19 protein-coding genes and 1 pseudogene are annotated in these 26,983 nt (G+C 64.8%); 13 read left to right on the top strand and 7 right to left on the bottom strand.

Features of this window, described 5'->3' with window-relative positions:
* Positions 1–14: 14 nt before the first annotated feature.
* Both CXZ10_RS13525 and CXZ10_RS13520 read right to left on the bottom strand, forming a co-directional pair.
* On the bottom strand, positions 15–944 hold the full coding sequence (locus CXZ10_RS13525) for an ROK family protein (protein ID WP_101289882.1): 930 nt from the start codon (positions 942–944) through the stop codon (positions 15–17).
* A gap of 29 nt (positions 945–973) precedes the next feature.
* On the bottom strand, positions 974–1,972 hold the full coding sequence (locus CXZ10_RS13520; RefSeq protein ID WP_101289881.1) for an ABC transporter ATP-binding protein: 999 nt from the start codon (positions 1,970–1,972) through the stop codon (positions 974–976).
* A gap of 115 nt (positions 1,973–2,087) precedes the next feature.
* Here CXZ10_RS13520 and CXZ10_RS13515 point away from each other — a divergent pair, with 115 nt between their 5' ends.
* The 5 genes from CXZ10_RS13515 (at position 2,088) to CXZ10_RS13495 (ending at position 9,634) form a co-directional block, all read left to right on the top strand.
* Positions 2,088–3,383 carry a type 2 periplasmic-binding domain-containing protein gene (locus CXZ10_RS13515; protein WP_101289880.1) on the top strand — a complete coding sequence of 432 codons (1,296 nt, stop codon included), beginning with the start codon at positions 2,088–2,090 and terminating at the stop codon, positions 3,381–3,383.
* Between the two features lie 229 nt (positions 3,384–3,612).
* Positions 3,613–4,455, top strand: coding sequence for a carbohydrate ABC transporter permease (locus CXZ10_RS13510; protein ID WP_244617175.1), 843 nt, complete (start codon positions 3,613–3,615; stop codon positions 4,453–4,455).
* Positions 4,452–5,294: a carbohydrate ABC transporter permease gene (locus tag CXZ10_RS13505; protein ID WP_101289879.1), complete on the top strand. Its 843-nt coding sequence runs from the start codon at positions 4,452–4,454 to the stop codon at positions 5,292–5,294. The genes CXZ10_RS13510 and CXZ10_RS13505 overlap by 4 nt, the downstream gene beginning before the upstream one ends.
* A gap of 39 nt (positions 5,295–5,333) precedes the next feature.
* Complete coding sequence (locus CXZ10_RS13500) at positions 5,334–8,354, top strand: alpha-mannosidase (RefSeq protein ID WP_101289878.1); 3,021 nt, start codon at positions 5,334–5,336, stop codon at positions 8,352–8,354.
* 59 nt (positions 8,355–8,413) lie between these two features.
* Entirely contained in the window at positions 8,414–9,634 is a 1,221-nt protein-coding gene (locus CXZ10_RS13495) for an ROK family transcriptional regulator (protein ID WP_101289877.1), read from the top strand.
* On the opposite strand, the gene CXZ10_RS13490 is transcribed toward CXZ10_RS13495, so the two are convergent.
* Positions 9,604–10,743 (bottom strand): ROK family transcriptional regulator, encoded by a 1,140-nt coding sequence (locus CXZ10_RS13490; protein WP_180335990.1) that lies wholly within the window; start codon positions 10,741–10,743, stop codon positions 9,604–9,606. The two genes, CXZ10_RS13495 and CXZ10_RS13490, sit on opposite strands and share 31 nt — an antisense overlap.
* A 180-nt stretch (positions 10,744–10,923) precedes the next feature.
* A complete protein-coding gene (katG, locus tag CXZ10_RS13485; RefSeq protein ID WP_101290111.1) occupies positions 10,924–13,131 on the bottom strand; it encodes a catalase/peroxidase HPI in 2,208 nt (735 codons plus the stop codon).
* Between the two features lie 253 nt (positions 13,132–13,384).
* On the opposite strand from katG, the gene CXZ10_RS13480 reads away from it, so the two are divergent.
* Entirely contained in the window at positions 13,385–14,782 is a 1,398-nt protein-coding gene (locus tag CXZ10_RS13480; RefSeq protein WP_101289875.1) for a phospholipase D-like domain-containing protein, read from the top strand.
* A gap of 4 nt (positions 14,783–14,786) precedes the next feature.
* Here the strand turns inward: CXZ10_RS13480 and CXZ10_RS13475 are convergent, their stop codons facing one another.
* From CXZ10_RS13475 to CXZ10_RS13465, 3 genes are all read right to left on the bottom strand, one after another.
* Positions 14,787–17,870 carry an alpha-mannosidase gene (locus tag CXZ10_RS13475; RefSeq protein WP_101289874.1) on the bottom strand — a complete coding sequence of 1,028 codons (3,084 nt, stop codon included), beginning with the start codon at positions 17,868–17,870 and terminating at the stop codon, positions 14,787–14,789.
* 75 nt (positions 17,871–17,945) lie between these two features.
* Positions 17,946–18,935 (bottom strand): LacI family DNA-binding transcriptional regulator, encoded by a 990-nt coding sequence (locus tag CXZ10_RS13470; RefSeq protein ID WP_101289873.1) that lies wholly within the window; start codon positions 18,933–18,935, stop codon positions 17,946–17,948.
* On the bottom strand, positions 18,932–19,957 hold the full coding sequence (locus tag CXZ10_RS13465) for a Gfo/Idh/MocA family protein (protein WP_101289872.1): 1,026 nt from the start codon (positions 19,955–19,957) through the stop codon (positions 18,932–18,934). Before CXZ10_RS13465 ends, CXZ10_RS13470 begins: the two co-directional genes overlap by 4 nt.
* A gap of 202 nt (positions 19,958–20,159) precedes the next feature.
* On the opposite strand from CXZ10_RS13465, the gene CXZ10_RS13460 reads away from it, so the two are divergent.
* From CXZ10_RS13460 to CXZ10_RS13430, 7 genes and pseudogenes are all read left to right on the top strand, one after another.
* A complete protein-coding gene (locus tag CXZ10_RS13460; RefSeq protein WP_101289871.1) occupies positions 20,160–21,452 on the top strand; it encodes an ABC transporter substrate-binding protein in 1,293 nt (430 codons plus the stop codon).
* A 75-nt stretch (positions 21,453–21,527) separates the two neighbouring features.
* On the top strand, positions 21,528–22,415 hold the full coding sequence (locus CXZ10_RS13455; protein ID WP_101289870.1) for a carbohydrate ABC transporter permease: 888 nt from the start codon (positions 21,528–21,530) through the stop codon (positions 22,413–22,415).
* A 1-nt stretch (position 22,416) separates the two neighbouring features.
* Complete coding sequence (locus tag CXZ10_RS13450; protein WP_101289869.1) at positions 22,417–23,328, top strand: carbohydrate ABC transporter permease; 912 nt, start codon at positions 22,417–22,419, stop codon at positions 23,326–23,328.
* Positions 23,329–23,350: 22 nt separating this feature from the next.
* Positions 23,351–24,436, top strand: a complete 1,086-nt coding sequence (locus CXZ10_RS13445) for an ABC transporter ATP-binding protein (protein WP_101289868.1) — start codon at positions 23,351–23,353, stop codon at positions 24,434–24,436.
* Between the two features lie 15 nt (positions 24,437–24,451).
* Positions 24,452–25,198, top strand: coding sequence for a ThuA domain-containing protein (locus CXZ10_RS13440; protein ID WP_101289867.1), 747 nt, complete (start codon positions 24,452–24,454; stop codon positions 25,196–25,198).
* Between the two features lie 532 nt (positions 25,199–25,730).
* A complete protein-coding gene (gene nusG, locus CXZ10_RS13435) occupies positions 25,731–26,354 on the top strand; it encodes a transcription termination/antitermination protein NusG (protein ID WP_101289866.1) in 624 nt (207 codons plus the stop codon).
* A 215-nt stretch (positions 26,355–26,569) separates the two neighbouring features.
* A pseudogene (locus CXZ10_RS13430) lies at positions 26,570–26,983 on the top strand (UDP-glucose/GDP-mannose dehydrogenase family protein); the annotation flags it as partial.

Raw genomic sequence — 26,983 nt, 5'->3', positions numbered from 1 at the left:
CGATCGCCCACCTTTCACTCCCTCCAGAGGAAGGCGGCACCTCTGACGCCGGAGCTGTCGCCGTGCCTGGCCTTGCGGATGGGCGTCGCCACGCTGTCGGAGAAGACGAGGCGACTGCCCTCGCCCTGCCAGAGGTTGGTGCGGGCCGAGAGGAGCTTGGGAACGTCGTCGTAGAGCTCGTCGACGTTGCTCATGCCGCCGCCGAGCACGAACACGTCGGGGTCGACGAGGTCGATGATCAGTGCCAGCGACCGGGCGAGACGATCGACATAGCGGCCGTAGACGTCCCTGGCCGTGGCGTCGCCCGCCCGCTTGAGCTCGATTACCTCCGACGCCTTGCGGGCAACGCCGGTCGTGGTCTTGTAGTCGAGCTCGAAGCCGGTGCCCGAGCAGAACATCTCAAGGCAGCCGTGCCGGCCGCACCAGCATTGGGGGCCGGGATACTCGCCTTCCCTGGGCCAGGGCAGCGAATAGTGGCCGATCTCACCGGCGAGGCCCTGAAAGCCGGCGTGGCTCCTGCCGCGGATGGCGATGCCGCCGCCATGGCCGGTGCCCAGGATGATGCCGACCACCACCTCGAGCCCGGCGCCGGCGCCATCGACCGCCTCGGAGACGGCAAGGCAGTTGCCGTCGTTGGCAAGCCGCACCGGCCGGCCCAAGGCCGCCTCGAGATCGCGGCCGAGCGGCTTCCCGTTCAGCCAGACGGTGTTGGAGTTGCGGATGAGGCCGGTCAGCGGGTTGGGACTGCCGGGCAGGCCGATGCCGACGCTGCCCTGCTGCCCGGTCACCGTCTCCACGTGTTCCACCAGATCGACCACCGCCCGGATCGAGGCGTCATAGTCCTCGCGCGGCGTCGGGATGCGATGACGGCAAAGCTCGACGCCATGGCCATCGAGCCCGATCACCTCCATCTTCGTCCCACCCCAGTCGATCCCGATGTACATTCCAGCCGTCTCCTCACGGGTGTCTTGTATCAGAGCGCCTTGCCGTCGGCACCGAAGCGATGGAGGTGGCCCTCCTGCGGTATCAGCACGACGTCGTCGCCTGCCGCCACCGGCATATCGCCGACAGTGCGCGCCGTGAGGCGGCTCGTATCGGCCATTTCGACATGGATGAAGGTATCGCTGCCCAGATGCTCGGCGGAGACCACCCGACCCCACCAGCCATCGCCATCGCGGCTGACGACGAGATGCTCGGGGCGGACGCCGATGGTGTCGGCGCCGGCCCTTTGGGCCAGATTGCCGGTGATGAAGTTCATCTGCGGCGAGCCGATGAAGCCAGCGACGAACAGGTTGGCCGGTGAACGGTAAAGGTCGAGCGGCGCTCCCACCTGCTCGAGGCTGCCGCCGTTCAGCACGGCGATCTTGTCGGCCATGGTCATGGCCTCGGTCTGGTCATGTGTCACATAAATGGTCGTCGTGCCGAGCCGTTGCTGCAACTCGCGAATCTCGACGCGCATCTGCACGCGCAGCTTGGCGTCAAGATTGGAAAGCGGCTCGTCGAACAGGAAGACCTTGGGATCGCGAACGATGGCGCGCCCCATGGCGACGCGCTGGCGCTGGCCACCCGACAGGGCCACCGGCTTGCGGCCGAGCTGGCGCGTCAGGTCGAGAATGGTCGCCGCCTTGCCGACGCGGTCTTCGATTTCCGCCTTGGGCCGGCCGGACAGTTTCAGGGCGAAGCCCATGTTGGCGGCCACGTTCATGTGCGGATAGAGCGCGTAGTTCTGGAACACCATGGCGATGTCCCGGTCCTTGGGTGCGAGGTCGTTGACCACCTTGTCGTCAATGCGGATTTCGCCGCTGCGGATGGTTTCGAGGCCGGCGATGCACCGCAACAGCGTGGATTTGCCGCAGCCAGACGGGCCGACGAGAGCCACGAACTCACCGTCGGCGATGTCGATCGTAATGTCGTGCAATACCTCGAGCGCCCCGTAGGCCTTGCGCAAATTTCTGATTTCGACGGTGGCCATGCGAACCTCCCAGACGCTGGCTTGACAACAAAGCAAAGTGATTTAATCTAATTGCCGTTGGTTTGGGAAGCCGAATTTTAGAGGAGCGGCTTCCGCGCCTTCTGGGAGGAAAACGATGAAGAAATCTTTGCTGGCGGCACTTGCCGCCGCGACGGCGCTCGGCTGTCTGCCCGCTGCCGCCGAGGATCTCATTACCAGCGACCGTGTCGGCCCGTCCGATGCCCCCAAAAAGATGGTGTTCCGCATGACGGGTGACGGCCCGTCGAGCACCGATCCGACCTGGGCGGCCGGTTACAGCAAGCTCTACACCGACTTCATCAACAACCACCCCGGCTGGCAGCTCGAGCTGCAGATGATGACCGGCGACATCAGCCAGGAACAGGCGCGCATGCTGGAGCAGGCCAAGGCCGGCCACGCGCCGGACTGCGCCGCCGTCGACAGCTTCGTGCTGCCGCTGTTCAAGCAGGCCGGCGTCTTGAAGTCGCTGTCGCCCTATTTCACCAAGGAAGAAATCGACCAGCTCTTCCCCTTCGTACGTGATGGCGTCACCGGCAAGGACGGTCAGGTCTATGCCTGGTGGTGGTCGACCGATCTGCGCGTGCTCTACCGCAACACGGAAATCGTACCGAACGAGCCGGCGACCTGGGACGACACCAAGGCGGCCGGTCTCCAGTCGGTCGAGGCCGGCATGGAAGGCATCCTGTTCAACGGCAGCCGCTACGAGGGCACGGCCTTCGACTGGCTTGGCAACTTCTGGGGCCAGGGCGGCAAGCTGGTCGACGATGCCGGCAAGCCGATCTTCGCCGACGCCGCCAACCGCGATAAGTTCATCAAGGCCGTGAACTATTACCGCGACCTCGTCGAGTCAGGCGCTGCCCCCAAGCGTGTCACCACCATCGGCAGCTATGATGACCTCAACGCCGCTGCTGTGGCCGGCACGACCGCCTTGTTCGTCGGTGGCAACTGGCAATATCGCCAGTTGCAGAACTCGATGGATCCGGACGAGTTTGCCAAGTGGAGCTTCTCGATGCTGCCCGGCATCACCGCCGACCAGCGGTCGACCGGCACCGGCGGCTGGACGGTGGCTGCCTTCTCCTCGGAACCTGAGAAGGTCGAGATGTGCGCGGCGCTGGCCCGCGAGATCTACATGGGTCCGGCCAACGCGCTCCAGGAACAGCTGCCGACCCGCGCCGACCTCTACGACAAGTACGACGTGTTCAAAAGCGAAGCCAACCAGACCTTCGCCAAGGCATTGAAGGTCGGTCAGGCCCGCCCGGGCGTGTTGATCTATCCGGAAATCTCCAACCAGATCCAGATCATGATGGGCAAGGTGCTGACCGGTGCCGCAGCCACCGACGCCGCGGTCGATGACGCCTACAAGGCGGCACTCGACGCCTATGCCCGGCTCTGAAGCCTTGCCGTCCGCCGTTCCTCCAGGCGGACGGCGTCCGGCAGGATGGTGACTCCCTAAGGCTCCGGAGTCACTCCGCCGCGGGCGGCCGCCCAGCTTGGCGGCCGCTTTCGCTTCGTCGATCACCAATGCCGAGGTGCCCATGTCCGCACGCGCCGTAAGCTCGAGATTGCCCTTCATCGGGGCTGCAGGCCGGCACAACCGCGTTCCGTCGCCCTATCCCTGGCTCATGCCCGTGATCCTGGTGATGGGGCTGTTCTACCTCTATCCAGTGATCGACGTTTTTCGTTACGCGTTTACCGACCTGACGCTCCTGGGTGGCGAAGGCCACTATACGCTTTCGACCTTTGCCAATGTTCTGACCCGTCCCGAGCTCGTCCAGATCGTCTGGGTGACCTTCATCTTCACCGCCGGTTCGGTGGTCGGCCAGCAGCTCATCGGTCTTGCCATGGCGCTGGTCGTCGTGCGCGCGGAAAAGCGGCATTTGTTCGGAACGACGATCCTCAGAACCACGGCACTGATCGCCTGGGTCGTGCCCGGCATCGCCGGTGGCATCATCTGGAAGATGTTGTTCAACGAGGCGCCCTTCGGTGGCCTCAACTCGCTGCTGCGTGTTCTTGGCATGGCGCCGGTTCAGTGGCTGTCGGATCCCGACGTGGTCATGTGGTCGGTCGTGCTCTCCAACATTTGGCGCGGCACCGCCTTCTCGATGGTGGTGATGTACGCGGCGCTGAAGGCGATCGATCCCTCGCTTTACGAGGCGGCCGAGGTGGATGGCGCCAATGGGCGGCAAAAGCTGTTCTTCGTGACGCTGCCGCAGCTCCGGCCGGCCATTCTGGTCAACATGATCCTGATCACCATCCAGACGCTCAACACCTTCGACGCCATCATCTCGCTGACCGGCGGCGGTCCCGGCCGGGCGACCGAGGTGCTGTCGCTCTACACCTTCAACGTGGTGTTCAGGAATTATGACCTCGCGGCCGGCAGCGTGCTGTCCATCCTGATGCTCGTCATCAGTCTTGGCTTGGCGCTCGTCTACGCTTCCTTCCTGCCGAAGGATGAAAAGGCATGAAACTCAGCTCTCGCGACCGTCTCGGCGACATCCTGAGCTACGCCTTCATGGCGGTGATGTTCGTCTTCTTTTCCTGGCCGCTGATCTGGCTGCTTTCCATGGCGCTGCGCACCCGCAAGGAGGTGTTCCTCGGCGTCTACAGGCTGATCCCCAAGTTCCCGACGCTCGAGAACTTCACGATGGTGCTGACGTCGAGCCAGTTTCCCGTCTACCTGATCAACGCGCTGAAGCTCTCCTGCCTGTCCGCCGTCGGCTGTCTGATCATCGCGGCGCCCGCCGCCTACGCCTTTTCCCGTTTCGATTTCAAGGGCAAGGGCGCCTGGATGCTCGGCATCCTCGCCTTTCAGATGATCTCGCCGCTGGTCATCATGGTGCCGCTCTACCGCTATATGAGCCGTCTCGGCCTGATCGACAGCCATTTCGGCACCGTCATGGTCTACATCGCCCTCGGCGTGCCCATGGTCACCTGGCTGCTCAAGGGCTACATGGACGGCATTCCAAAAAGCCTGGACGAGGCAGCCCTCATCGACGGTTGCAACCGCCTCTCGGTCTTCATTCGCATCATCCTGCCGCTGTCGACGCCGGGCGTGGCCTCGGCCTTCATCATCACGGTGATCGCCGGTTGGTCGCAGTTCCTGGTGCCCTTCCTGTTGATCACCAAGGACTCGCTGGTGCCGATCGGCGTCGGCATCTTCCAGTATGCCGGCACGCAGAATGCCAGCACCATTCAGGTGCTGGCCGCCGCCTGCCTGATCTCGGTCGTGCCGGCCATCATCGCCTTCCTCGCCCTGCAGCGGCTCATCCTCAGCGCCATGACGGCTGGTGCCGTCAAGGGATAGCCGTGCACGCCTCGTTTCCGGTTGAAATGGATGTCTCCCATGTCGCTTACCCTTGCCCAACGCCTCGACCGCCTGAAAGTCCGTGTCGCCGAACTGGAGTCCTGGAAGGTGCGCGCGACGGCGCCGCTCTCCGTCATCGTCTTCGAGGGCGCCCCGATCGAAATCGGTTCCCCCTGGCCGCTGAAGGATGGGCTCGTTCATTTCTCGCTGGAGGGCTGCGTTCCCGCCGATTGGCCGCTTTCCGAGACCTGCCTCAGCCTTGACCTCGGCGGCGAAAGCCTGATCGCCATCGCCTGCGACGGCGGCGAGCCGGTGTCCTACGGTCTCGACCCCTATCACCAGAGCTTTCCGCTCTCGGGTCGCAATTTCAAGGTGACCACGGAAACCGTCGCCCGCCTGCCTTTCGGCGAGCCGGTCCGCCGGCCGCATGTCAACCGCGCCGAGCTCAGGCTGTCGGAGCCGTCCGTCGAGGCGCTGTGGCTGCTCGTCACCCAGGTCATCGAGGCGGTGAGCGTGCTCGACGGCCACGACGTGGTGCCGCACTTGATCGCCGCCTCCGAGGATACGTTGCGCGGTCTCGACTGGCCGTCATCGACCGCCGACTACATCGCGCGCACGGCCGGCAGCGAGGGCCAGCAGAAGATCTGGCAGTTGCCGGACATGATCGAGGCACCTGCCGGCCTCAATCAGGCCGAACGGGCGACGGTTGTCGCCGCCTACGATGCCCTGATCGCCCGTCTTGAGGCGTTGCAGCAGCGCTTCCCGCCGGAAGGCGAGATCGGCCTCACCGGCCACGCCCACATCGACCTCGCCTGGCTGTGGCCCTATGGCGAGACGCGGCGCAAGACCCGCCGCACCTTCTCGACGGCGGTGTCCATGATGGAAGCGTCGAAGGATTTTCGCTTCAATCAGTCGACGGCGCATTATTACGCCCAAGTGGCCGAGGACGATCCGGCACTTTTTGAGAAGATCGCCGAACGCGTCCGCTCCGGCCAATGGGAAACGCTGGGCGGCAGCTGGGTCGAGCCGGACACCAACATGCCCACCGGTGAAAGCCTGACGCGCCAGTATCTCTATGGTCAGCGCTTCTTTCAGAAGACCTTCGGCATCCGCCACGACATCTGCTGGCAGCCGGATTGCTTCGGTTTCACCGGCGCCCTGCCGCAGCTCCTGAAACAGGCAGGCATCCGCAGCTTCTTCACCATCAAGGTCAACTGGTCCGAGACCAACCACATCCCGTCCGACCTGTTCTGGTGGGAAGGCCTCGATGGCAGCCGGGTGCTGGCCCATACGTTCGACAACCCCATGCAGGGCTACAACGGCTTCGTTCGCCCGGATTGCCACGTGCCGACCTGGCGGAATTTCCGCGAGAAGGCGCTGCATCCGGAAACGTTGCTCTGCGTCGGCTATGGCGACGGCGGCGGCGGTCCGACGCCGGAGATGGTGACACGCGAAAAGCAGCTCCGCGTCTTCCCGACGCTGCCCAAGGCGCGCTGGACCTGCGTCAAGGACTTCTTCGATCGTGCCCATGGCACGGCAAAGGATAAGAAGCTGTCGGTCTGGCAGGGCGAGATCTACCTCGAACTGCATCGCGGCACGCTGACCAGCCAGAGCATCGTCAAGCGCCTGCACCGCAAGGCCGAGCGCGCGCTGATCACCGCGGAGACTGCGGCATCGCTCGCCCATCTCCTGGGCGCGCCAAAGCCCGAGAGCCTCGAACCGGCCTGGCGCACCGTGCTGAAGAACGAGTTCCACGACATTCTTCCGGGGTCATCGATCCACGAGGTCTACGAGGACGCCGCTGAGGAACTGGGCGGTGTGATCGACACCGGCCTCAAGACACAGGCGGCGGCGCTCGACGCCATCGCCGAAGCCTTGCCCAAGGCAGCCGGTGAGCGGCTGCTCGTCGTCAACCCGTCGCTCGACGTCCGGCCAATCCGCCTGACGCTGGAGAACGGCGCGATCGTCTCCTCTGCCGAGACGCTGCCTCCGCTCGCGGTTGCCGTTGTCGAGGCAGAAGCCCTCAAGCCGGCGGGATCGCTCTCGGTCAGCCGCACGCATCTTGAAAACGACATCCTGCGGGTGACGATCGCCGCCGATGGCTCCATCGCTTCGATCCTGCACAAGCCCACCGGTCGCGAGGCGCTCGACGGCTACGGCAACCGCCTGATGGCCTATCCGGTCGACAAGCCGCGCAACTGGGACGCCTGGGACATCGAGGGCGACTATGCCGAGCGGGGCGAGGAGATCACGGATCTCCAAAGTCTTGAGGTGGTTGAAGAGGGGCCGAACCGCGTTGCCATCCGCCTGGTCCGCCGCTTCCGTTCGTCGGCCATCACCCAGGTGCTGAGCCTTGCCGCCGGTGCCCGCCGCGTCGACATCAAGACGACGCTCGATTGGCACGATCGCCGCGTGTTCCTGAGGACGCTCACCGCCGTGAATGCCAGGAGCCGCAACGCCACGGCCGAATGTGCCTATGGCGTCGTCACCCGTCCGACCCACACCAACACGTCCTGGGATGCCGCGATGTTCGAGGCGGCCGCCCATCGCTTCCTCGATCTCTCCGAACCGGACTTCGGCCTAGCCCTCCTCAACGACGCCAAATACGGCCACAGCGTCCGCGACAACGTCCTCGGTCTCAGCCTGCTGCGCTCGCCGGTCTACCCCGATCCCCTCGCCGACGAGGGCGAGCAGACGTTCACCTACGCGCTGATGCCGCATGCCGGTCCCTGGCACGACGGCGGCGTGCGCGAGGAGGCCGATGACCTCAATCAGCCGCTGCTCGCCCGGTCGGTGACCGGTCTGGCGGCTGGCGTCTACCAACCGGTCGTGACCGAGGGCATCCCGGCGGCGCTATCCGTCCTGAAGCCCACCGAAGAGGGCGACGGTTTGATCCTGCGTGTCTGGGAGCCGGCCGGACGGCGAGGCGACTTCGGTTTGTCGGTTGGAGATGGCTGGGCCGTCGGCGAACCGGTCACCATCCTTGAGGAACCGATGGACAACCCGGCGCGTGGTCTCCGGCCGTTCGAGGTGAAGAGCTGGCGGCTTTGCAAGGCGTGAGACCCCGAGCTAATCTCTCCCCGTCCGCTGGCACTCCGGCGGACGGGGAGGAAGCGCCGTTGATCTTTGTCGGGTCGAACGCCGAACAGGCCGCCGCGAAGAACCGCCAGTTGGTGCTGGCGACGATTCACCGTGGCGCGCCCATCTCGCGCACCGAGCTTGCCGAACGCTGCGGCCTGACCAAGCAGGCCATCGCCCGGATCGTCGATCGTCTGGTCGACGAGGGACTGGTCATGGAGGCGCGCCGACGGCACGGTCTGCGGGGGCAGCCGGCCATCGAACTGGAGATCGATCCAGAGGGCATGTTCTCCGTCGGCGCCAACATCGACCGCGACCATCTCACGGTGGTGGTGGTTGACGCCACTGGCACGGTGCGCGGCCGCGTTCATCACGAGAAGAGCTTCATTCTGCCCGACGAGTTCATGGCGCTGTTCTCCGATGCGCTGTCGACTTTTCGTCGCCGCAAGCTGGTGGACGAGGGGCGCCTCGCCGGTGTCGGCCTTGCCATTCCCGACTGGCTTGGCGAGATCGACGTCATCGGCCGCCCGGAGGCTTACGCTGCCTGGACCGATTTCGACCTGCGCGGCGCCGTCGAGACGGTGACGCCGCATCCCGTTTTCATCGACAACGACGCCAATGCCGCCGCCCTCGGCGAGATCGACTACGGCCTTGGCACGGAGATCGGCAGCTTCTTCTACATTCTGGCCAACGCCTGCGTCGGCGGCGCACTGGTCATCGACGGCGTGCGGCACAAGGGGGCGGGCGGTATCAACGGCGAGATCGGCTGCCTGCCGGTGCGCGAGATCGATGCGAACGGGAGCGGGCGCATCCGCCAGCTTGGCGAACTGTTCTCGATGTTCCTGCTCTATGATCACCTCCGCGCCCACGGCATCGTCGTTCACACCCCGACCGAGCTTGCAGCTCTGGACGGGCAAGGCCGCGCCTTGGTGTCCGACTGGATCGGACGAGCTGCCGGCTGGCTGGCCGAGGCGGTGTCGCACATCGCCCTGATCGCTGATCCCGAGGCGGTGCTGATCGGTGGGCGCATGCCGGTGCGCCTGATCGATGAGCTGATCGTCCAGACTCAGAAGGAATGCCTGCGCGCCGGCCTGCCGCAGGTGACGCTGCATCGCGCCGTTTGTTCCGAAGATGCGGCTGCCCTGGGTGCGGCGGCCATGCCGCTTGCCCACCGCCTGGGCCTGCCGTCGGCCGATGCCGGACAGCTCAAGCGGGTGCCGCTCAGGACCGATCACGCCCGCGCTTCGGCGCCCTCGGTGTGAGCCGGCGTCTCGCGGAGCCGCCTCGGATCCGGCAGCAGGAACTCGACGACCGGCAGCAGTGCCGCGCCGAGAGCGACGCCGGCTGCCGGCAGTTTTGAGCGGCGTAGGGGCGGCATCCATGAGGTGGTCGTCGGTCGGCCGCCGATCGCCACCGGCGCCGCCATGATTTCCGCCACCACCGCGTCGATGGCGGCGTCCGGCAGGTCGCCGCCGATGACGATGAGACCTGGGACCACTACGCCGGAGATCGCCACCACGGCGTCGAGCAGATGATCGGCCGCCTCGCGCGCCCATTCGGCGATCGCCGCCTCCCGGTCGATACACGCGGCGATGGCCGCGTCGAGCCGGTCCGGCGACAGGCCGTCAGCGAGCGGCGCGCGATCCTGTCCGGTGCGCATGGCGCCGATGCCGCCTGCAAAGCCGTGCATGCCATGGAAAGGCCGGCCGCCGATCGACAGCCCGGCCCGAACGCCCGAGCGGGTGACGAGGATGCTGACGAAGCCGCCGTCCCGGTCACCGGCGCCGATCAATCGTTCGGCAGTGGCGGCAGTGGCGCTATCGGCATTGGCCAGCACGGTCAGCGGCGCGAAGGCCTCCCGCACCGCGTCTATTCCGACCCCATCATCTGGCGACAGGGCAACGCCGATGCCCAGCACTTCCGCCTCGGTCGGTTTCCGTGCGAGGAGCGCCCTGCCGGTTGCGATCAACTCGTCTGGGGGCACGTCGCGCTGCTCAGCGATGACGCCGCCGGCCGCGTCGACCAGCACGGCCGTCGCCGCTCGCCGGGCAAGCCTCAGGCCAAGGGCCACGCAGCCCTCGGGCCGCATCATGAACTCGGTAACGGGATAGCGGCTCGCTCCGGACTGGCGACGCGAGGTGACGAGGCCTCGTCCCTCGAGCCGTTTCAATATGCCGGTGATCGCCGGTTCGGTCAGTCCGAGGCGCTGGGACAGGTCGCGGCGGGTGAGGGCGCCGAAGACGCGCAGGAGCTCAAGCACGATGCGGGAGTTGTGATCGGCGATATCGCCATGATTGATCCCCGGGCCATCCTTGATCGACGACGGCGCCCGCCGGAGGCGCGTCGTCGTCGACCGAAGAGTTCCCGTCATCGCCCGTGTCCCCGTCACGCTTCTCCACCCGTCCGAAAGGCTGCTTCCGGGTGAACATCCTAGCGATATAACGATGCCGGCCGAAAGCAAAGCTCCACCTCGGGGCCGGCTCATGTCATCAGGTACTTCACGGTGCGTTGGCCGTGCCGGCCCCGCCATGCCGGGGCCGGCTGCCTGTCGTCAGGCGAGATCGAAGCGATCGGCGTTCATCACCTTGGTCCAGGCCTTGGCGAAATCGCGCACGAACTTCTCGCCGGCGTCGTCCTGGGCATAGACCTCGGCAAGTGCCCTGAGCTGGGAGTTGGCGCCGAACACCAGATCGACGCGGGTGGCGGTCCACTTCACCGCCCCGGTCGCCCGGTCGCGCCCCTCGAACAGCGCCTCGTCCCCTTCCGAGACGGGCCGCCACTCGACGCCCATGTCAACGAGGTTGGCGAAGAAGTCGTTGCTGAGCACGCCGGGCCGATCGGTGAAGACGCCATGCTGCGTACCGCCCCAGTTGGCGCCCAGCACGCGCAGCCCGCCGACGAGGACGGTCATTTCCGGCGCCGTCAGCGTCAGGAGCTGAGCGCGGTCGATCATCAGTTCCTCGGTCGCCACCGGACGGCCGGCTTTGACATAATTGCGGAAGGCGTCGGCATAAGGCTCCATCACGACAAAGGATGGAACGTCCGTCTGCTCCTGCGTCGCGTCGGTACGCCCCGGCGTGAACGGCACATCCACTGTGAAGCCGGCTTTCCGCGCCGCCTCCTCGACGGCGGCCGTGCCCGCAAGGACGATCAGGTCGGCGAGCGAGATCGGCCGGGGCGCGTTGGTGTTGAAGGCCAGCCGAACTCCCTCCAGCACCGACAGCACGCGGGCGAGCCGCGCCGGTTCGTTCACCTCCCAGTCCTTCTGCGGCGCGAGGCGGATGCGGGCGCCATTGGCGCCGCCGCGCTTGTCCGACCCTCGGAAGGTCGAGGCCGACGCCCATGCGGTCGACACCAGTTCGGAGATGGTGAGGCCCGAGGCGAGCACCTTCGTCTTGAGGACGGCGACATCGCCGGCATCGACCAGCGGGTGGTCGACCGGCGGTACCGGATCCTGCCAGACGAGGTCCTCCGCAGGGACTTCCGGCCCGAGATACCGCACCTTCGGCCCCATGTCGCGATGGGTCAGCTTGAACCAGGCGCGGGCAAAGGCGTCGGCGAAGGCCTCGGGGTCGTCGCGGAAGCGCCGGGCGATTGGCCCGTAGATCGGGTCGAAGCGCAGCGACAGGTCGGCGGTGGTCATCATCGGCCGATGCTTGCGCATGGGATCGTGGGCGTCGGCAACGAGATCTTCTTCGGCAACGTCCTTGGCAAGCCACTGATAGGCGCCGGCCGGGCTTCTCACCAGTTCCCACTCGTAGCCGAACAGGGTGTTGAGATAGCCCATGTCCCACTTGGTGGGGTTCTTCTTCCAGGCGCCCTCGATGCCGCTGCTCGTAGTGTGCACGCCCCGGCCGGAGCCGAAGGCATTGCTCCAGCCGAGCCCCATCGCCTCCAGCGGCGACGCCTCAGGCTCGGGGCCGACCAGCGTCGGATCGCCGGCGCCGTGGCATTTGCCGAAGGTATGGCCGCCGGCGACCAGCGCCACCGTTTCCTCGTCGTTCATCGCCATGCGGGCGAAGGTCTCGCGCACGTCGCGACCCGAGGCGACCGGGTCGGGATTGCCGTTCGGCCCCTCGGGATTGACGTAGATGAGGCCCATCTGCACGGCTGCCAGCGGGTTCTCGAGGTCGCGCTCGCCGCTATAGCGCTTGTCGCCCAGCCATTCGGTCTCGGCGCCCCAGTAGACATCCTCTTCCGGCTCCCAGATGTCGGCGCGGCCGCCGCCGAAGCCGAAGGTCCTGAAGCCCATCGACTCCAGGGCGCAGTTGCCGGCCAGGATCATCAGGTCGGCCCAGGACAGGCTGTTGCCGTATTTGCGCTTGATCGGCCAGAGCAACCGCCTGGCCTTGTCGAGATTGACATTGTCGGGCCAGCTGTTGAGCGGAGCAAAGCGCTGGTTGCCGGTGCCGCCGCCGCCCCGGCCGTCCATCAGCCGATAGGTACCGGCGCTGTGCCAGGCCATGCGGATGAACAGCGGGCCGTAGTGGCCCCAGTCGGCCGGCCACCAGTCCTGGCTGTCGGTCATCAACGCATAGAGGTCGGCTTTCACCGCCTTGAGATCCAGCCTCTTGAAGGCTTCGGCATAGTCGAAGCCCGGTTCCATCGGGTCCGACAGGCTGGAATGCTGGTGAAGGATCCGGAGATTGAGTTGGTTCGGCCACCAGTCTCGATTTGACCTGCCGGCCGAAATCGCATTGGGGCTGACCCCGTGCATGACCGGACACTTTCCGGTCCCTTGATGATCGACCTTGTCCATGCCGCCCTCCCGTGTATCGCGCCGCGCCAACGCTTCGCAGGACTGCCGCTCCAGCGCCTTCGCAACCCTGCCGATCATAAGCGTGGCGCCTCCATTCACCAATCCGCTTTGAGGAGGGGAGGACTGCCGAGCTCGGTGCTCTTCGTCTTGATGCCCAAGGGTTGCAACGGCACACGCACTGGATAAGCGCCGCCGTTTCGGCCATAGAGAAGTTGGCCGGCTTTACGCCGGTTTTGATCGAAGAGGCGTCTCGTTGGTCTGGACCGAGCATCTGGCGCTGGTCTACCTGCTGATCGAGTGGTCGATCCGGCTCGTCATGCTGGTTGTCGTCCCGCTGCGCCGTCCGCCGGAGGCGGCTCGCAGTTGGTTGCTTCTTGTCTTCTTCCTGCCTTTGCCGGCCCTCGTCCTCTACCGCCTGATCGGTCGGCCTCGCTTTCCCGCCTGGCGGCAGCAACGCTTCGCGGAGGCAGCCACGATCCGACGCCGCATGGCTGCGTCCCTGCCTCGACCTGAGGGAGCGGTGCCCGGCATTGCCGACCTCGCTGAGCGGCTCGGCGAGTTTCCGGTGACCGGCGCCTCCGGCCTCGCGCTGCTCGGCGACTACGATCAATCGATCGACCGGCTCGTCGCCGACATCGACGCAGCCGAAGCCAGCGTTCATCTCTTGACCTACATCTTTGCCGATGACGCCACCGGCAGAAAGGTGATCGCCGCTCTTGGCCGGGCCGCCCGTCGCGGTGCCGATGTTCGGGTGCTGATCGATGCCGTCGGCTCGCGCCCCTGGGCGCGGAGGACGCTTGCCCTGCTTGCCGCCGAAGGCGTGCAGTGCCGGCTGGCGCTGCCGGTCCGCTGGTGGACGACGGTGCGGCGGGCACGCGCCGATCTGCGCAATCATCGCAAGATCGCGGCCATCGACGGCCGCCTCGCCTACGTCGGTTCGCAGAACATCGTCGATCGGAACTTTCGGCGCGGCATCATCAACGACGAACTGGTCGCCCGCATAGAAGGCCCGGCTGCCGCAGCCGTCGCTGCGGTCTTCGCCAGTGACTGGTACCTCGAAACGCGCGAAATCCTTCCAGTGCCGGTGATGCCGGAGTTGGCCGTGGCCCCTGCCCAGATCATGCCGAGCGGCCCGGATTATGGGGTGCCGGGCTTCGAGCGCCTGCTGGTCGCCCTCATCCACGCCGCCGAGACGCAGGTGACGCTGGTCAGCCCCTATCTCATCCCCGACGAAGCGGTGCTCGCCGCCCTTCAGACGGCGGCTTATCGCGGCGTCACCATCGACCTCGTCGTATCCCGCGTGGTCGACCAAAGGCTGGTTCGCCTCGCCCAGCGTTCCTTCTACGATGAGCTGATGTCGATGGGCGTGCGCATCCATCGCTATCGCGCCCATCTCCTGCACGCCAAGCACGTCTCCATCGACGGGCGGATCGGCGTCGTCGGCTCGGGAAACGCCGACCTCAGGTCCTTCATGCTCAACGCCGAGGTGAGCATGCTGCTCTACGACCCGGCCCACGTCGCCGAGCTGGTCGCCCGGCAGGCCGAATGCATGGCGCTGAGCGACCGCCTGGATCTCTATGAATGGCGGTCCCGGCCGATGGCGATGAGCCTGGCAGAGAATCTGGCGCGGCTCGTCAGTCCATTGCTTTGACCGGCTAGAACCGGTAGCTGGCGAGGCCGAACGGGCGGCCAAGAGCATCGCCGTCTGGCATGGCTCGTTCGAGGGCATCGACCGGCGTCGCGGCCTTTCCATCCGGCAAGGCGAGCGAGAAAGGCCCACGTCGTCCGGCCGATTCCGACAGGCGCACCACGTAGCCCTCGCCATCTTCCGACGGCTTCAAGGCGTGCAGACGTACCTGCTGGCCGGAAAGGCCGATCGGAGCGATATCGTAGTCGGCGTCGCTGTTGGCGCTGACGAAGGTTGGTGGCGTTGCGAGAAGATCGGCCTCGGCTTGCACCGCCTCGCTCCACCAGCGGCCATCATGCGGCAGAATGGCATAGGTGAAGCGGTGGTGGCCTTCATCGGCCAGCATGTCGGGGTACATCGGTCCGCGAATGAGGCTCAGCGTCAACACGTTGCCCTTGGCCGAGAAGCCATATTTGTCGGCCGATAGCAGCGCCGCGCCCCAGTCGGTCTCGGACAGCGAGGCGAAGCGGTGGCCGCAAGCCTCGAACTGGGCGCGCTGCCACGTTGTGTTGTCGTGGGTCGGCCGGCGGGTGACGCCGATCGCCTGGTCGAACACCGCCTCTTCCGCAAGCACCGTTACCGGAAAGGCGGCGCGCAAATAGGTGCGGCGATCGTGCCAATCGAGATCGGTCACCACCTCGAGGCGCGGGCTGTTGGCCCAGAGACGCAACCGCTGGCGGATAGTGCTGGCCGAATGCCGGCGGATGATCTCGATTTCGGCGAGATGCGGCCCCTCCGCCGTCACTTTGCAGCTTTCGACCGACAGCCATTCCTCTTCGCCGAGTTCGAACCCCGCCTCGATGTCCCAGGCGTCATACTGGCGCGGCAGATCGTTGCGGTAGAGCATCAGCCGGTTGCCCGGCCCGTCGAGCAGCTCGCGGCCACACCGCTTGTCGATGAGGCTGGCAAGGCGGCCGAACTCGTCCAGAGTTGCCCGGACGAAGTCATTCTCCATCACCTTGCCGTCCGTCGTGACGGTTCGTGAACCTCCAGTTCCGACAAAGGCGAGCGACAGCGGCGCAACCGGGCGATCGGCGGTGGCGACATAGCCGCTCTCGACCCGTTGAGGCTTGAGCGCCGTCGGTAGCGGATCCCGGCTTTCGAGTTGCAGGGCCGTCTTGGCCGATCCCGAAATGTTGGCCACCAGCACGCCCTGGCGCGACCCCGTGCGCCGTGAGGCGATCTCCGCCAGACGCTTGTGCCCGATACTGGCGGCATGGTCGACAACGCCGGATAGCTCCTTCTCGGTCTGCTCATAGACCTCGCGGACCGAGGAGCCCGGCAGAATATCGTGGAACTGGTTGCGCAACAGCAGCGTCCAGTCACCGGCGAGATCGGGCATCTCTGGTGATCCACCATCGAGCGCGTCGATCACCGACAGCGCCTCGGCGGCGACAAGACTGGTTTCGGCACGCCGGTTGAGCTGCTTGACCCGCGCCTGCGTGGTCAGCGTGGCGCGATGATATTCGAGGTAGAGTTCGCCCCGCCACGTCGGCAATGCCGCGTTTTCCAAGCTCTTGGCCAGGTTGAGCACGTGCGGCTCCAGCGCGCCATGGCTGACGGTCGGGATCGCCGGCATGGCGTTGAGGAGCGGCAGCGATTCGATCTGGTCCGGATCCGGCCCGCCGCCGCCATCGCCCCAGCCGTAGGAGGCGATCACCGTGTCGGACAGATCCTTGCCGCCGTGGTTGCGCCAGACCTCCAGAAGGGCAGGCGGCGAGATGGTCATGTTGTAGCCTTCGTGCGCTGAAGCGTCGAACGTGTGCACGAACACCCGCGATCCGTCGTTGCCTTGCCAGTGGAACAGGTTGTCGGTGAGACGGTTGGTTTCGTTCCACGTCACCTTGATGGTCACCAGCGCCTCAATGCCGGCATGGCGCATGATCTGCGGCATGGCGCCGGTAAAGCCGAAGGTGTCCGGCAGCCAGGCCACCTGGCTGATGTGCCCGAAATGCCTGAGGAAATAGCTCTGCCCCATCACGAACTGGCGCAGGAAGGCCTCGGCGGAGGGCATGTTCGTATCGCACTCAATCAGCATGCCGCCGATTGGCTCCCACCGACCCTCGGCGACCCAGCGGCGGACCTCCTCGAACAGGGCGGGATCTTCCTCTTCGACATGGGCATAGAAGATCGAGGACGATTGCAGGAAGCGGAAATCCGGGTGGCGCTTCATGAGCGAGTTGACGCTCGAAAAGGTGCGCGCGATCTTGCGGACGGTTTCCGGCTGCGGCCATAGCCAGGCGTAATCGATGTGGGCGTGGCCGCTCACCAGCACATTGCCTTGCTTGGGATAGGCGACGCGCAACTCGGCAACGAGCTCGTCGAAACGGCGGCTTGCCTCCACCACCGAAGCGATGGCTTCGTCCGAAAGCAACGCCGGCTCGGATGACGGTTCGAAACTGCGTTCCCAGATATCGCGTGCCCAGGCGCGATCGGCGAGGCGCGGCCCGATCTCGGCGGTCACCGTCGGCAGGCGCAGGCCGGAGACGACGACAGAGGCCGCTTCGAACAGCGATCGTGCCAGCTCCTTGTCGGCAACGGCGTCTGCAGTCGCCTTCAGCGTCGACAGTTGGCGGCGCAAGTGGCGAACTTCCGGATAATACTCGTAGACCTCGGCCATGCCCAGGCGCGGCTCACGATTGGGAATGCCGAACAGCGTACGGGCGGCCGCCTCCACGACAATGCGGAAGGGAATGCCGCGCGGCGCATCGAACCGGCGATGGCGTGGATTGGCGGAAAAGCTGTCGAGCAGCGCTCCGTCGCTGCCGATGAGGCGCACCAGAGACTCTCCGCCGAAGTCGAAGCGGAGTTCGGCGCCCGGCCCCTCAGGCAACGTCACCGGCTCATCGAGCTCGAAGCGATGGAGTCCATGGCGGTCACCCCAGCCCTCGCCGATGGCGACCTGCCGCCGCGCCCCATCGGGCCCGGTCTCCAGGAATGGACCCAGATGCCGTCGAGCCTTCAGCTCGAACGCCTCCAGCTCATCCACCCAGGTACCGATATGGTGGGAAAGCTGTTCCAGGCTTCTCTGGCGGTCGCGGTAGGGGCGCATGTCTGATTTCCAGTCGGTGGGATTAAACGACTGTCCTTTGGGAGGCGGTCGAAGAGGGAAGGCTGTCGGGACGCTTCAGGCCGTGGCGCCCCATCGGGTCGAGCAGGTGAGCATGATGGTGTCGGGTTTGTCGTCCCCGGCCTCGTGTCGCTCGATGAGCTCCACCACGGCATTGATGAAGGCGACGTGGTCGAGGCTGAGCGTGGTGAGGTCGTTGCAATCCCAGGCAGCCATGGCAATGCCATCCTGGCCGACGACGGCGACGTCGTCCGGCACCGACCTGCCCAGCACGCGTTTCACGGCGTCCCGGGCGCCGATCGCCATCACGTCATTGCCGCAGATGATGGCGTCGGTCTTGAAGCGATGGACCAGCGGCACGGCTTCCTTGAAGCCGCTGTCGTAGGAGTAGGTACCGGTGGCGTCCGCGACGAAGGCGAGGCCGCGCCGTGCGAGGGCGTCGGCAAACCACTTGCGGCGCAGCTTGTCGATCCAGCTCGAGCTCGTGCCGGAGAGATAGGTGAAACGGCTCTTGCCGTTTGTCACCAACCTGTCAACGATCTCGTCGGCCGCCGCCGAACCGTCGATGCGAATGGCCGACACCTCTTCGTTTTCCAGCGGTTCGAACGAAACGATGATCGGCCTGGTGGTCGGGAAAATGTCGACGGCGTCGCGCAATGACACCATGTCGGAAAAGACTACGACATGGTCGACCTGATAGGTTGCAGCGAGCCGCATCAGCTGCAATCGGTCGCTATGGTCGCCGCAACATAGGATGATGGGCAGCAGCTGCCGCGCTTGCAGAGCATGGACGAGCAGTTGTTGCTCTTCGGCCTCGCAAGGGTTGCCGATGGCATTGACAACCACGGCGACGAGGCGCGATCTCTGATTGTTGAGCGAGCGGGCGATGGCGTTCGGCTGGTAGCCGTGCTTGCGGGCCGCCGCCAGAATGCGGCTGCGCGTCTCCTCGCCGATTCGGGCATCCGGCGAGAAGGCCCTGGAAATGGTTGCCGACGAAACCCCGACCAGTTCGGCGAGTTCCTTCGACGTAATGCGTTTCCTGCTCATCGCTCCATCTGCCCCCCAGCCGCGCCGATGTGAACGGGGGTACCGTCTGCCCGCGCCGACGCCTTGATGGCATCCCAAAGTCGGGCAAATCTCAATCCCATCTCCACCGAGCCGGTGTTCTCCATGCTGCCGGCACGGATGGCAAGAAAGCTTTTGAGCGGATTGTCGAGGATCTCGGCCGTTTCGCGCGGTTGCGTTACGCTGTCCAAAACAAGCTCGCGCCAGCCGCCCCAGGCATCGATGCGGACGATCGCCTTGGTGAAGAACAGCGAAATGAACGAGGCGCAACCCTTCGGTCCTTCGCCGGCAGCCGTCAGCGTCGCCAGTGCGCCATTGGCGAGGCGAGCGGAAACGGCGGTGACGATGTCGACCGGGGCGCCGCGGTTGTCCATATAGGCGCCGACACTGGCAAAATCCGAGTTTGCGAGAAGACAGACAGTGTTCATCAGGTGGGCGCCGGTGTCGAACATGAAGCCGCCGCCGGAAATCTCGGGCGTCTGCTTCCAGTGGCCGGCGTAGTTGCTGGACCAGCTTTCCCAGATCATGCCGGAAATGGCGACGAGTTCGCCGAACTCCCCGTTAAGCGACCGCCGGCGCGTGTCGAGAACCAGAGGCGACAGACCACCCTGGAACGCCGTTACGATGGTCCCCTTGCCCCGTTTTTGCGCCGCGATCAGCGCCTCCGCTTCGGGAACGGTGGTCACCATCGGCTTTTCAAGGAAGAGATCGATGCCGCGCTCGGCAACGGCGATGGCCTGCTCGGCATGGAAGGCGTGTGGCGTCGAGACATAGACGATGTCGAGTCCATCGCCGCAGTCGGCCAGCATCTCGCGATAGTCGGCAAAGCATTGCGGGCGTGCGGCGCCAGCGCCGGCGCAAATACTGGCGAGTCTGTCGAGTGAAGAAGGCGACGTATCACTGAGCGCCACGAACTCCACCTCGGGCATCGCCACCCAGCTTGCCGCATATTCGGCGGCCTTTAACCCGGCGCCGATCACTCCCAGCCTCAGCCGCGTGACCATCTGTGCAACTCCCTTCCTCTCTTGTGTAAACGTGTACACATAAGGAATTTCCGTGACAAGCCGAATTTTATCAGGATATTTCAGGATGTTGTAGGCTGCATGCGACGAAAGGATGGGGGTGCTTGTCGGTGTTGCGAAAACGTGTACACTCTGACGGCCGGCGCTGGAGGGCGCCGGGCATCCAACATGGGAGGATTGTCCGTTGAAGAAGACGGTCTTTGGTGGCCTTTGCGCCATCCTGCTCGGCTGCACGTCAACGTTCGTGCAGGCCGAGACGCTTCGTCTGGCCAACCACGGCCAAGCCGGCATCGACGCGATGAAGTCGACAGTCGAGCGCATCGAGAAGAAGCTCGGCGTCACGATCGAGGTGGTCGAGTACCCCGCGCCGGACAAGGACTATCTTTCCAAGCTTCTGACCGAGCTCGGTGCCGGCAACGCGCCAGACCTGTTCTCGATGCCATCGACGGCTGCGGTCGCCGACATGGTCGAGGCCGGCTATCTCGCGCCCATCACTAGCGAGATCAACGCCTGGGAGGGCTACAAGAACTTCTACGACGTCGCCAAGAAGCTGGCGGTCAGCCCCGACGGCGAGACCTACGTCATGCCCTACATGCTGGGCATCCAGGAGATCTATTATCGCAAGGACGTGCTGGAAAAGGCCGGCATTTCCACCGAGCAGCCCAAGACCTGGGACGACCTGCTCGCCCGTGCCGAGGAGATCAAGACGAAGACGGGTGCTTACGGTCTTCTCTTCCCGGCCGGCGTCAGCTGGGGTTCGGGCGCCTTCGACGAGGGTTTCCAGCATCTGATCGTCGGCTCGAAGACGCCGCAGATCGTCACCGAGGACGGCAAGCTCGACCTCAATGGCGAGGGCGTGAGAGATGTGTTCGACGTCTACAAGACGCTGATCGACAAGGACCTGATGCCCGTGCAGCCGCTGCTCGGTCCGGAACCCTGGGTCATTCCCAAATACGAGCAGTTTCCGGCCGGCAAGCTGGTCGCCACTACCTGCGGCTCCTGGTGCTACATCTTCGACTGGGGTCGCGAGAGCAAGAACCCCATTCCGGACGTGACCAAGGTGGTCGGCACCTGGACTGTTCCTGGTCAGACCGGCGGCCAGTTCGTGCTCGCCAACCTCGCCGCACCCTGGGCGGTCAACGCCAAGTCGGCCAACGTCGAGCTGGCCAAGAAGGCGCTGCTCGAGATCGGTTCGGTCGAGACGCAGGTCTCCTACGCCGCCCGCATCGGCAACATTCCCTCAAGCAAGGATGCCGCCGGCGATCCCGAGTTCCAGAAGCTCACCGAACTCGTGCCGATTCACGCCGCAGCTGAAAACGGCACCTTCCTGAAGCAGGCGGCCGGCTTCGGCACCGTGGCGGAAGGTGTTGCCCGCGCCACCGACGCTCTGCTTCGCAAGGAAGTCGATGCCGCCGGCGCCCAGAAGATCCTTGTAGACTATGTCAAGGAAACGCTCGGCGACGACATGGTGAAGTGACCTCGCCTCATTGAGCAAGGAGACGCGGGGTTTCCTCCGCGTCTCCTCGGTCTTTCGATCAGCCAAGTGAGACCCATGGCCAAAACGCTCCAGGAACGGCGCGCCGAACGGCAGCTGATGATCGTGCTCCTGCCGTCACTGCTGCTGCTTGTCGCCTTCGTCATCTATCCGGCCATCTACTCGGTCTATCTGTCGTTCACCAACGAGGCACTGACCGGAGCCGCCGCGCGTGCGCCCCGTCTCATTGGCTCGCGCAACTACATGCGTCTCTTTGGCGATGCGAAGTTCTGGAACGCCCTGTTCGTCACCTTCGTCTTCGTGTTGGGGTCGGCCATCATCGGCCAGTTCGTGCTCGGCCTCGTCTCGGCCCTGGCTTTGCGCCGCCGCCTCGTTTTTCGCAGCCTGTTCTCATCGATCATCCTCTTGCCGAACGCGGCGCCGGAAGTGGTCGCCGGTTTCATGTGGATTTCCATGCTGGCCGGCGGCGATCACGCCACGCTGAGCCGCATCGTCTCCTTCTTCGGCCTGCCGACCGCCGATTGGCTGCAGGTCTTCCCGCTCACCATGATCATCGTCGTCAATACCTGGCGCGGCATCGCCACGGCGATGATCCTGCTCACTGCCGGTCTCAGCACCATTCCACAGGAAATCTACGAGGCTGCCCGCATGGATGGCGCCACGCCGGCGCAGATGTTCCGCCGCATCACCGTACCGCTGATGATGCCGACCATCCTGCTCTACATGCTGATCTCGACGGTCTCGACGATCGCCGTGTTCGGCCTCGTCTATGCGCTGACTCGCGGTGGCCCCGGCGGCGCCACCGAACTCATCAGCATCTACATCTACAATCAGTCGTTTACCGCCTACCAGCTCGGCTATGGCGCGGCGGTAGCGGTGATCACTCTCCTGGTTTCGCTGGTGCTCGGCATCGCCTATGTCCGCGCCGCCAAGGTGGAGATCTGACATGTCCGTGGCTCCTCCCGGCGAATCTGCCAACCGCGGCCGCGCCGACCTGATGGCCTATGCCAGCCTGTCGCTGATCTCCATCTTCTGCGCCATTCCCTTCTTCTGGCTGCTGATCGCTTCCTTCGACGGCAATGCCCAGCTCTTTCTCCGTTGGCCTGAGACGTGGACCTTTGCCAACTATCTGCGCGTCTTCACCAAGGAAGATGGCGCCAAGTGGCTGTTCAACTCGCTGTTCGTCGTCGGCTCCGCCACCGTCCTGGTGATGGTGCTGTCCGGCCTCGGCGGCTACGCCCTGTCGCGCACCCGGGCTTGGTGGAAGCTGCCTTTCCTCTACGCCATCCTGCTCATCAGGGTCCTGCCATCGACGGCGCTGATCGTGCCGCTCTACAAGTTCCTGTTGACGCTGAACAACGCCGAAGGCGCCCTGCTGCGCCCGATCTTCGGCGGCGCAACGCGCGACATCATGCGCTGGACCGGCTTCATCGACGGCTATCTCGGCCTGATCCTGGTGCTCGCCACCATGCAGCTGCCGCTGTCGCTGTGGATCATGAAAACCTTCTTCGACGGCCTGCCGCGCGATTACGAGGAAGCCGCCCTGATGGACGGCGCCACCATGATCCAGCGCATCCGCCGCGTGCTGGTACCGCTGGCCTTGCCCGGCCTCGCGGCGTCCGGCCTTTTCGCCTTCATGTCGGCCTGGGGCGATTTCCTGCTGCCGCTGATCCTGTTGTCGTCGCCGGAACTGCAGACGCTGCCGCTCGGTCTCTTCCGCGCTTTTTTGCGCATCAACGAGATCGACTACGGCCTGCTGACCGCACTTGCCTTCATCTATCTGGTTCCCGCAGTCGTCGCCTTCGGCTTCGCGCGCCGCTTCCTCGTCCAGACCTTCTCGGGCGGCGTGAAGGGGTGAGACCAAACAAGAGTTCGAGCCAATGATCCACCTCAACAATGTCCGCAAGTTCTACGGCGCGCTGGAAGTCATCAAGGGCGTCGACGTGACGGTTGACGATGGCGAGTTCGCCGTCTTCGTCGGCCCGTCGGGCTGCGGCAAGTCGACCTTGCTCCGGATGATCGCTGGCCTCGAAGGCATCGACAGCGGCGACCTTGTGCTCAACGGCAAGCGCATCAACGACGTGCCGCCCGACAAGCGCGGCATCGCCATGGTCTTCCAGTCCTATGCCCTCTATCCGCACATGACGGTTGCCGAGAACATCGGCTTCTCGCTGAGCCTGAAGAAAGTTGCGCCAAAGGAGATCCGCCGGCAGGTCGAGGAAGTGGCTGAGATCCTACAGTTACGCGAGTTGCTCGATCGGCGGCCCGGCGCGCTCTCCGGCGGCCAGCGCCAGCGCGTCGCCATCGGGCGCGCCATCATCAAGAAGCCGTCGCTGATCCTGTTCGACGAGCCGCTGTCCAATCTCGACAGCGCGTTGCGGGTGCAGATGCGCGCCGAATTGCAGCGGCTTCACCGCGAACTGTCGGCCACCGTCGTCTACGTGACGCACGACCAGGTGGAAGCCATGACCATGGCCGACAAGATCGTCGTGCTCAACCAGGGCACCGTCGCCCAGGCTGGTCCGCCGATGGAGCTCTACCATCGCCCGAACAACGAATTCGTCGCCACCTTCATCGGTTCGCCGAAGATGAACATTCTGCCCGTCACCATGACCCGCGAGGGCTCGGAGAGCGTCCATCTCGTCGGTCCGCTTGGCATGGCCCTGACGCTGGTCGACGCCGATGCCTCGCTTCCAGAGGGCACCGCACGGCTGGGCGTGCGGCCCGAGCATCTCAAGGTCGTTGCCCCAGACGCCGCTCATTTCGCTGCCGAAGTGGCGATCGTCGAGCGGCTGGGTGTCGAGACCTATCTCACCGTCGGATCGATCGACCAACCGATCGTCGTCCGCGTCGAGGGTGACGTCACCTTCCGGCCGGGCGACCGGGTGCCGCTCGCCGCCGATACCGCCGCCTGCCACATCTTCAGCGCCGACGGGCGGATTCTCCGCTCCGCCAACGCTGCCTGACGCGAAGAGGAACGCATGTCCATCAAGGTAACCATCTGGAACGAGGGCCGTCACGAGCAGGTCCACAAGGCGGTGAGCGACATCTACCCCGACCGCATCGACGGCGCGATTGCCACGGGCATCGCCCATGCCGATTTCGAGATCCGCCGCGGTACGCTCGACGACCCTGATGAGGGGCTGCCGCAGAGCCTCCTCGAGGATACTGACGTGTTGCTCTGGTGGGGCCACATGGCCCACGACGACGTCAGCGACGGCCTGATCGACCGCGTGCAGCAGCGCGTGTTGAAAGGCATGGGGCTCGTCGTGCTGCACTCGGGCCATCACTCCAAGCTGTTCAAGCGGCTGATGGGCACCAACTGCAATCTCTCCTGGCGCGAAATGCCGGAGGGCGACCTTGAGCGCGTCTGGGTGGTCAACCCGTCGCACCCGATCGCCGAGGGCCTGCCGCCCTATTTCGAGGTGGCAGCTTCCGAGATGTATGGCGAACCCTTCGACATTCCCCAGCCCGACGAGATCGTCTTCATGTCCTGGTACTCCGGCGGCGAGGTGTTCCGCTCCGGCTGCACCTTCCAGCGCGGCCGCGGTCGCATCTTCTATTTCAGCCCCGGCCACGAGACCTTCCCGATCTACCACGACCCGATGGTGCACAAGGTCATCGGAAACGGCATCCGCTGGGTGAAGCAGACCCATACCGACGGCCGCATCCTCGAAAACTGGCACCGCGCCGAACCGCTGCATCCGAGGCCGGCGGCAAGGGGATGATATCCTCGATCTGGTCCGCCGGCTCCGGCTGGCTTGACACCGGCACCCGACAGCCTGCTTGAGGCCGGCGACGTCGTCAGCACCCTGCAGCATCGCCAAGGCGTCAAGATCGTCTTCCGATACAGTTTCGTCGATCGCAACCAGAAGGAAGCGCTCGGAAAGAGCGAATATGGACGGGAGCCTGTTGAACTTGGAACGCGCCCGCTCCGCGGGTAAGCCGTGGCGGGTTTGCTTCATCATGGATAGATTGGTACCCGGATGTGGTTGACACTGTGCCGTAATTGAAAGTACCATTAGCTATTAGTCGTAGAGGGGCGGAGCTTGGCCGTTTTTGTTCGGGCTTCGCCACCGGGGCTTGTCTGTCGAGGCAATAAAATCGGGGATTTATTGTAGTGTTTTCAAGTTGAGTTTGTGTTGCTTGTGGATTTGCTTTCTTTGGTTCGGTTTCTTGCTGGTTTACGCTGTTGTTTTTGAAGTTCGTCTCCGCGAGAAAATGGCGCGATAATTGCTTTGATTTTTTGTAGTGGTCGGAATGGCCCGGTTGGGGTTTCATTCTGGATCAAAGGGCGCGCAGTTCGCAAAAAGGGGCCTTATGGAAAGTTCGTTGTCCCAAGAGGCTGCTGACGTGTCTGGGGCTGCTTTGGACCGACCCATGGGGGGGGAGCGGTGGTTCGCCGCCATGACCCAGCCGCAGCGAGAGGGGGTCGCGGTCGACAACCTTCGCCGTCAGGGCTTTCATACCTTCTCTCCCCTTGAAAAGGTGGTGCGCCGCCACGCGCGCAAGACGGTTGCAACGACGGCCCCCGTTTTTCGTGGCTATGTTTTCGTGCGGATGGATCCGGTGCTGGCGCGCTGGCGCTCCATCAATGGAACGCTGGGCGTTCGGTCGCTGGTGACCAATGGCAATGCGCCTTTGCCGATCAGGCGGGGCGTTGTGGAAACCCTGGTCGCTTCGACCAATGCCGACGGCATTCTGGAGTTCATCGATCCGTTGCAGGCCGGAATGAAAGTGCGCCTCAGGGCGGGGGCGCTGGCCGACGAGCTCGGGGTGATCGAGCGCCTCGACGGCGGTGGACGGCTGGTATTGTTGATGAGTTTGATGAGCGGCCAGGTACGCGCGCGTGTCTCTCGCGACATGGTCCTGAAGGTGGTCTGACCATCAGGCCGAAACGTTGATAGCCTCCGTTCGAGGCGTAGGAGAACGATCCTGCGGCTGCTCGTATGTGGCGTTGATGAGTTTGGTCCGTGGTGAGGCGATTCACCCGGAGTGCGGTAGCTTTTGTCTAGAAGGACTGGCGTCCGCTAAGTGGCTTTGTCGAACGTTTGAAGCTGGTTTGAGAATTTGAAGCGAAGAGTTTCGGAGTATCGATTTTGAAGATCGTGATGATAGGTTCTGGCTACGTTGGTCTGGTGTCTGGGACGTGTTTTGCCGATTTCGGCCATGACGTCGTCTGCATGGACAAGGCGGCTGAGAAGATCGAGGCGCTGAAGCGCGGCGAGATTCCGATCTACGAGCCCGGTCTCGATGCGCTGGTGGAGAGCAACGTCCGGTCGGGCCGGCTGACGTTCACCACCGATCTCGCCGGTCCGGTGGCCGAGGCCGACGTGGTGTTCATCGCCGTCGGCACGCCGTCGCGGCGCGGCGACGGCCATGCCGACCTCTCCTATGTCTATGCCGCGGCCCGCGAGATCGCCGCGGCGGTCAAGGGCTTCACCGTGGTGGTCACCAAGTCGACCGTGCCGGTCGGCACCGGCGACGAGGTCGAGCGCATCATCCGCGAGACC

This window comes from Pleomorphomonas diazotrophica (assembly GCF_002844595.1).
Lineage (GTDB): Bacteria > Pseudomonadota > Alphaproteobacteria > Rhizobiales > Pleomorphomonadaceae > Pleomorphomonas > Pleomorphomonas diazotrophica.
This window is presented reverse-complemented; position numbering and strand designations above follow the sequence as displayed.

Bases quoted from the DNA above. Each gene is read 5' to 3' on its own strand.
- CXZ10_RS13500 (WP_101289878.1), top strand. From the start codon at position 5,334: ATGTCGCTTACCCTTGCCCAACGCCTCGACCGCCTGAAAGTCCGTGTC.
- CXZ10_RS13515 (WP_101289880.1), top strand. From the start codon at position 2,088: ATGAAGAAATCTTTGCTGGCGGCACTTGCCGCCGCGACGGCGCTCGGC.
- CXZ10_RS13510 (WP_244617175.1), top strand. From the start codon at position 3,613: ATGCCCGTGATCCTGGTGATGGGGCTGTTCTACCTCTATCCAGTGATC.
- CXZ10_RS13520 (WP_101289881.1), bottom strand. From the start codon at position 1,972: ATGGCCACCGTCGAAATCAGAAATTTGCGCAAGGCCTACGGGGCGCTC.
- nusG (WP_101289866.1), top strand. From the start codon at position 25,731: ATGGCCCGGTTGGGGTTTCATTCTGGATCAAAGGGCGCGCAGTTCGCA.
- katG (WP_101290111.1), bottom strand. From the start codon at position 13,131: ATGGACAAGGTCGATCATCAAGGGACCGGAAAGTGTCCGGTCATGCAC.
- CXZ10_RS13490 (WP_180335990.1), bottom strand. From the start codon at position 10,743: ATGACGGGAACTCTTCGGTCGACGACGACGCGCCTCCGGCGGGCGCCG.
- CXZ10_RS13445 (WP_101289868.1), top strand. From the start codon at position 23,351: ATGATCCACCTCAACAATGTCCGCAAGTTCTACGGCGCGCTGGAAGTC.
- CXZ10_RS13505 (WP_101289879.1), top strand. From the start codon at position 4,452: ATGAAACTCAGCTCTCGCGACCGTCTCGGCGACATCCTGAGCTACGCC.
- CXZ10_RS13475 (WP_101289874.1), bottom strand. From the start codon at position 17,870: ATGCGCCCCTACCGCGACCGCCAGAGAAGCCTGGAACAGCTTTCCCAC.
- CXZ10_RS13470 (WP_101289873.1), bottom strand. From the start codon at position 18,935: ATGAGCAGGAAACGCATTACGTCGAAGGAACTCGCCGAACTGGTCGGG.
- CXZ10_RS13465 (WP_101289872.1), bottom strand. From the start codon at position 19,957: ATGGTCACGCGGCTGAGGCTGGGAGTGATCGGCGCCGGGTTAAAGGCC.
- CXZ10_RS13525 (WP_101289882.1), bottom strand. From the start codon at position 944: ATGTACATCGGGATCGACTGGGGTGGGACGAAGATGGAGGTGATCGGG.
- CXZ10_RS13450 (WP_101289869.1), top strand. From the start codon at position 22,417: ATGTCCGTGGCTCCTCCCGGCGAATCTGCCAACCGCGGCCGCGCCGAC.
- CXZ10_RS13455 (WP_101289870.1), top strand. From the start codon at position 21,528: ATGGCCAAAACGCTCCAGGAACGGCGCGCCGAACGGCAGCTGATGATC.
- CXZ10_RS13440 (WP_101289867.1), top strand. From the start codon at position 24,452: ATGTCCATCAAGGTAACCATCTGGAACGAGGGCCGTCACGAGCAGGTC.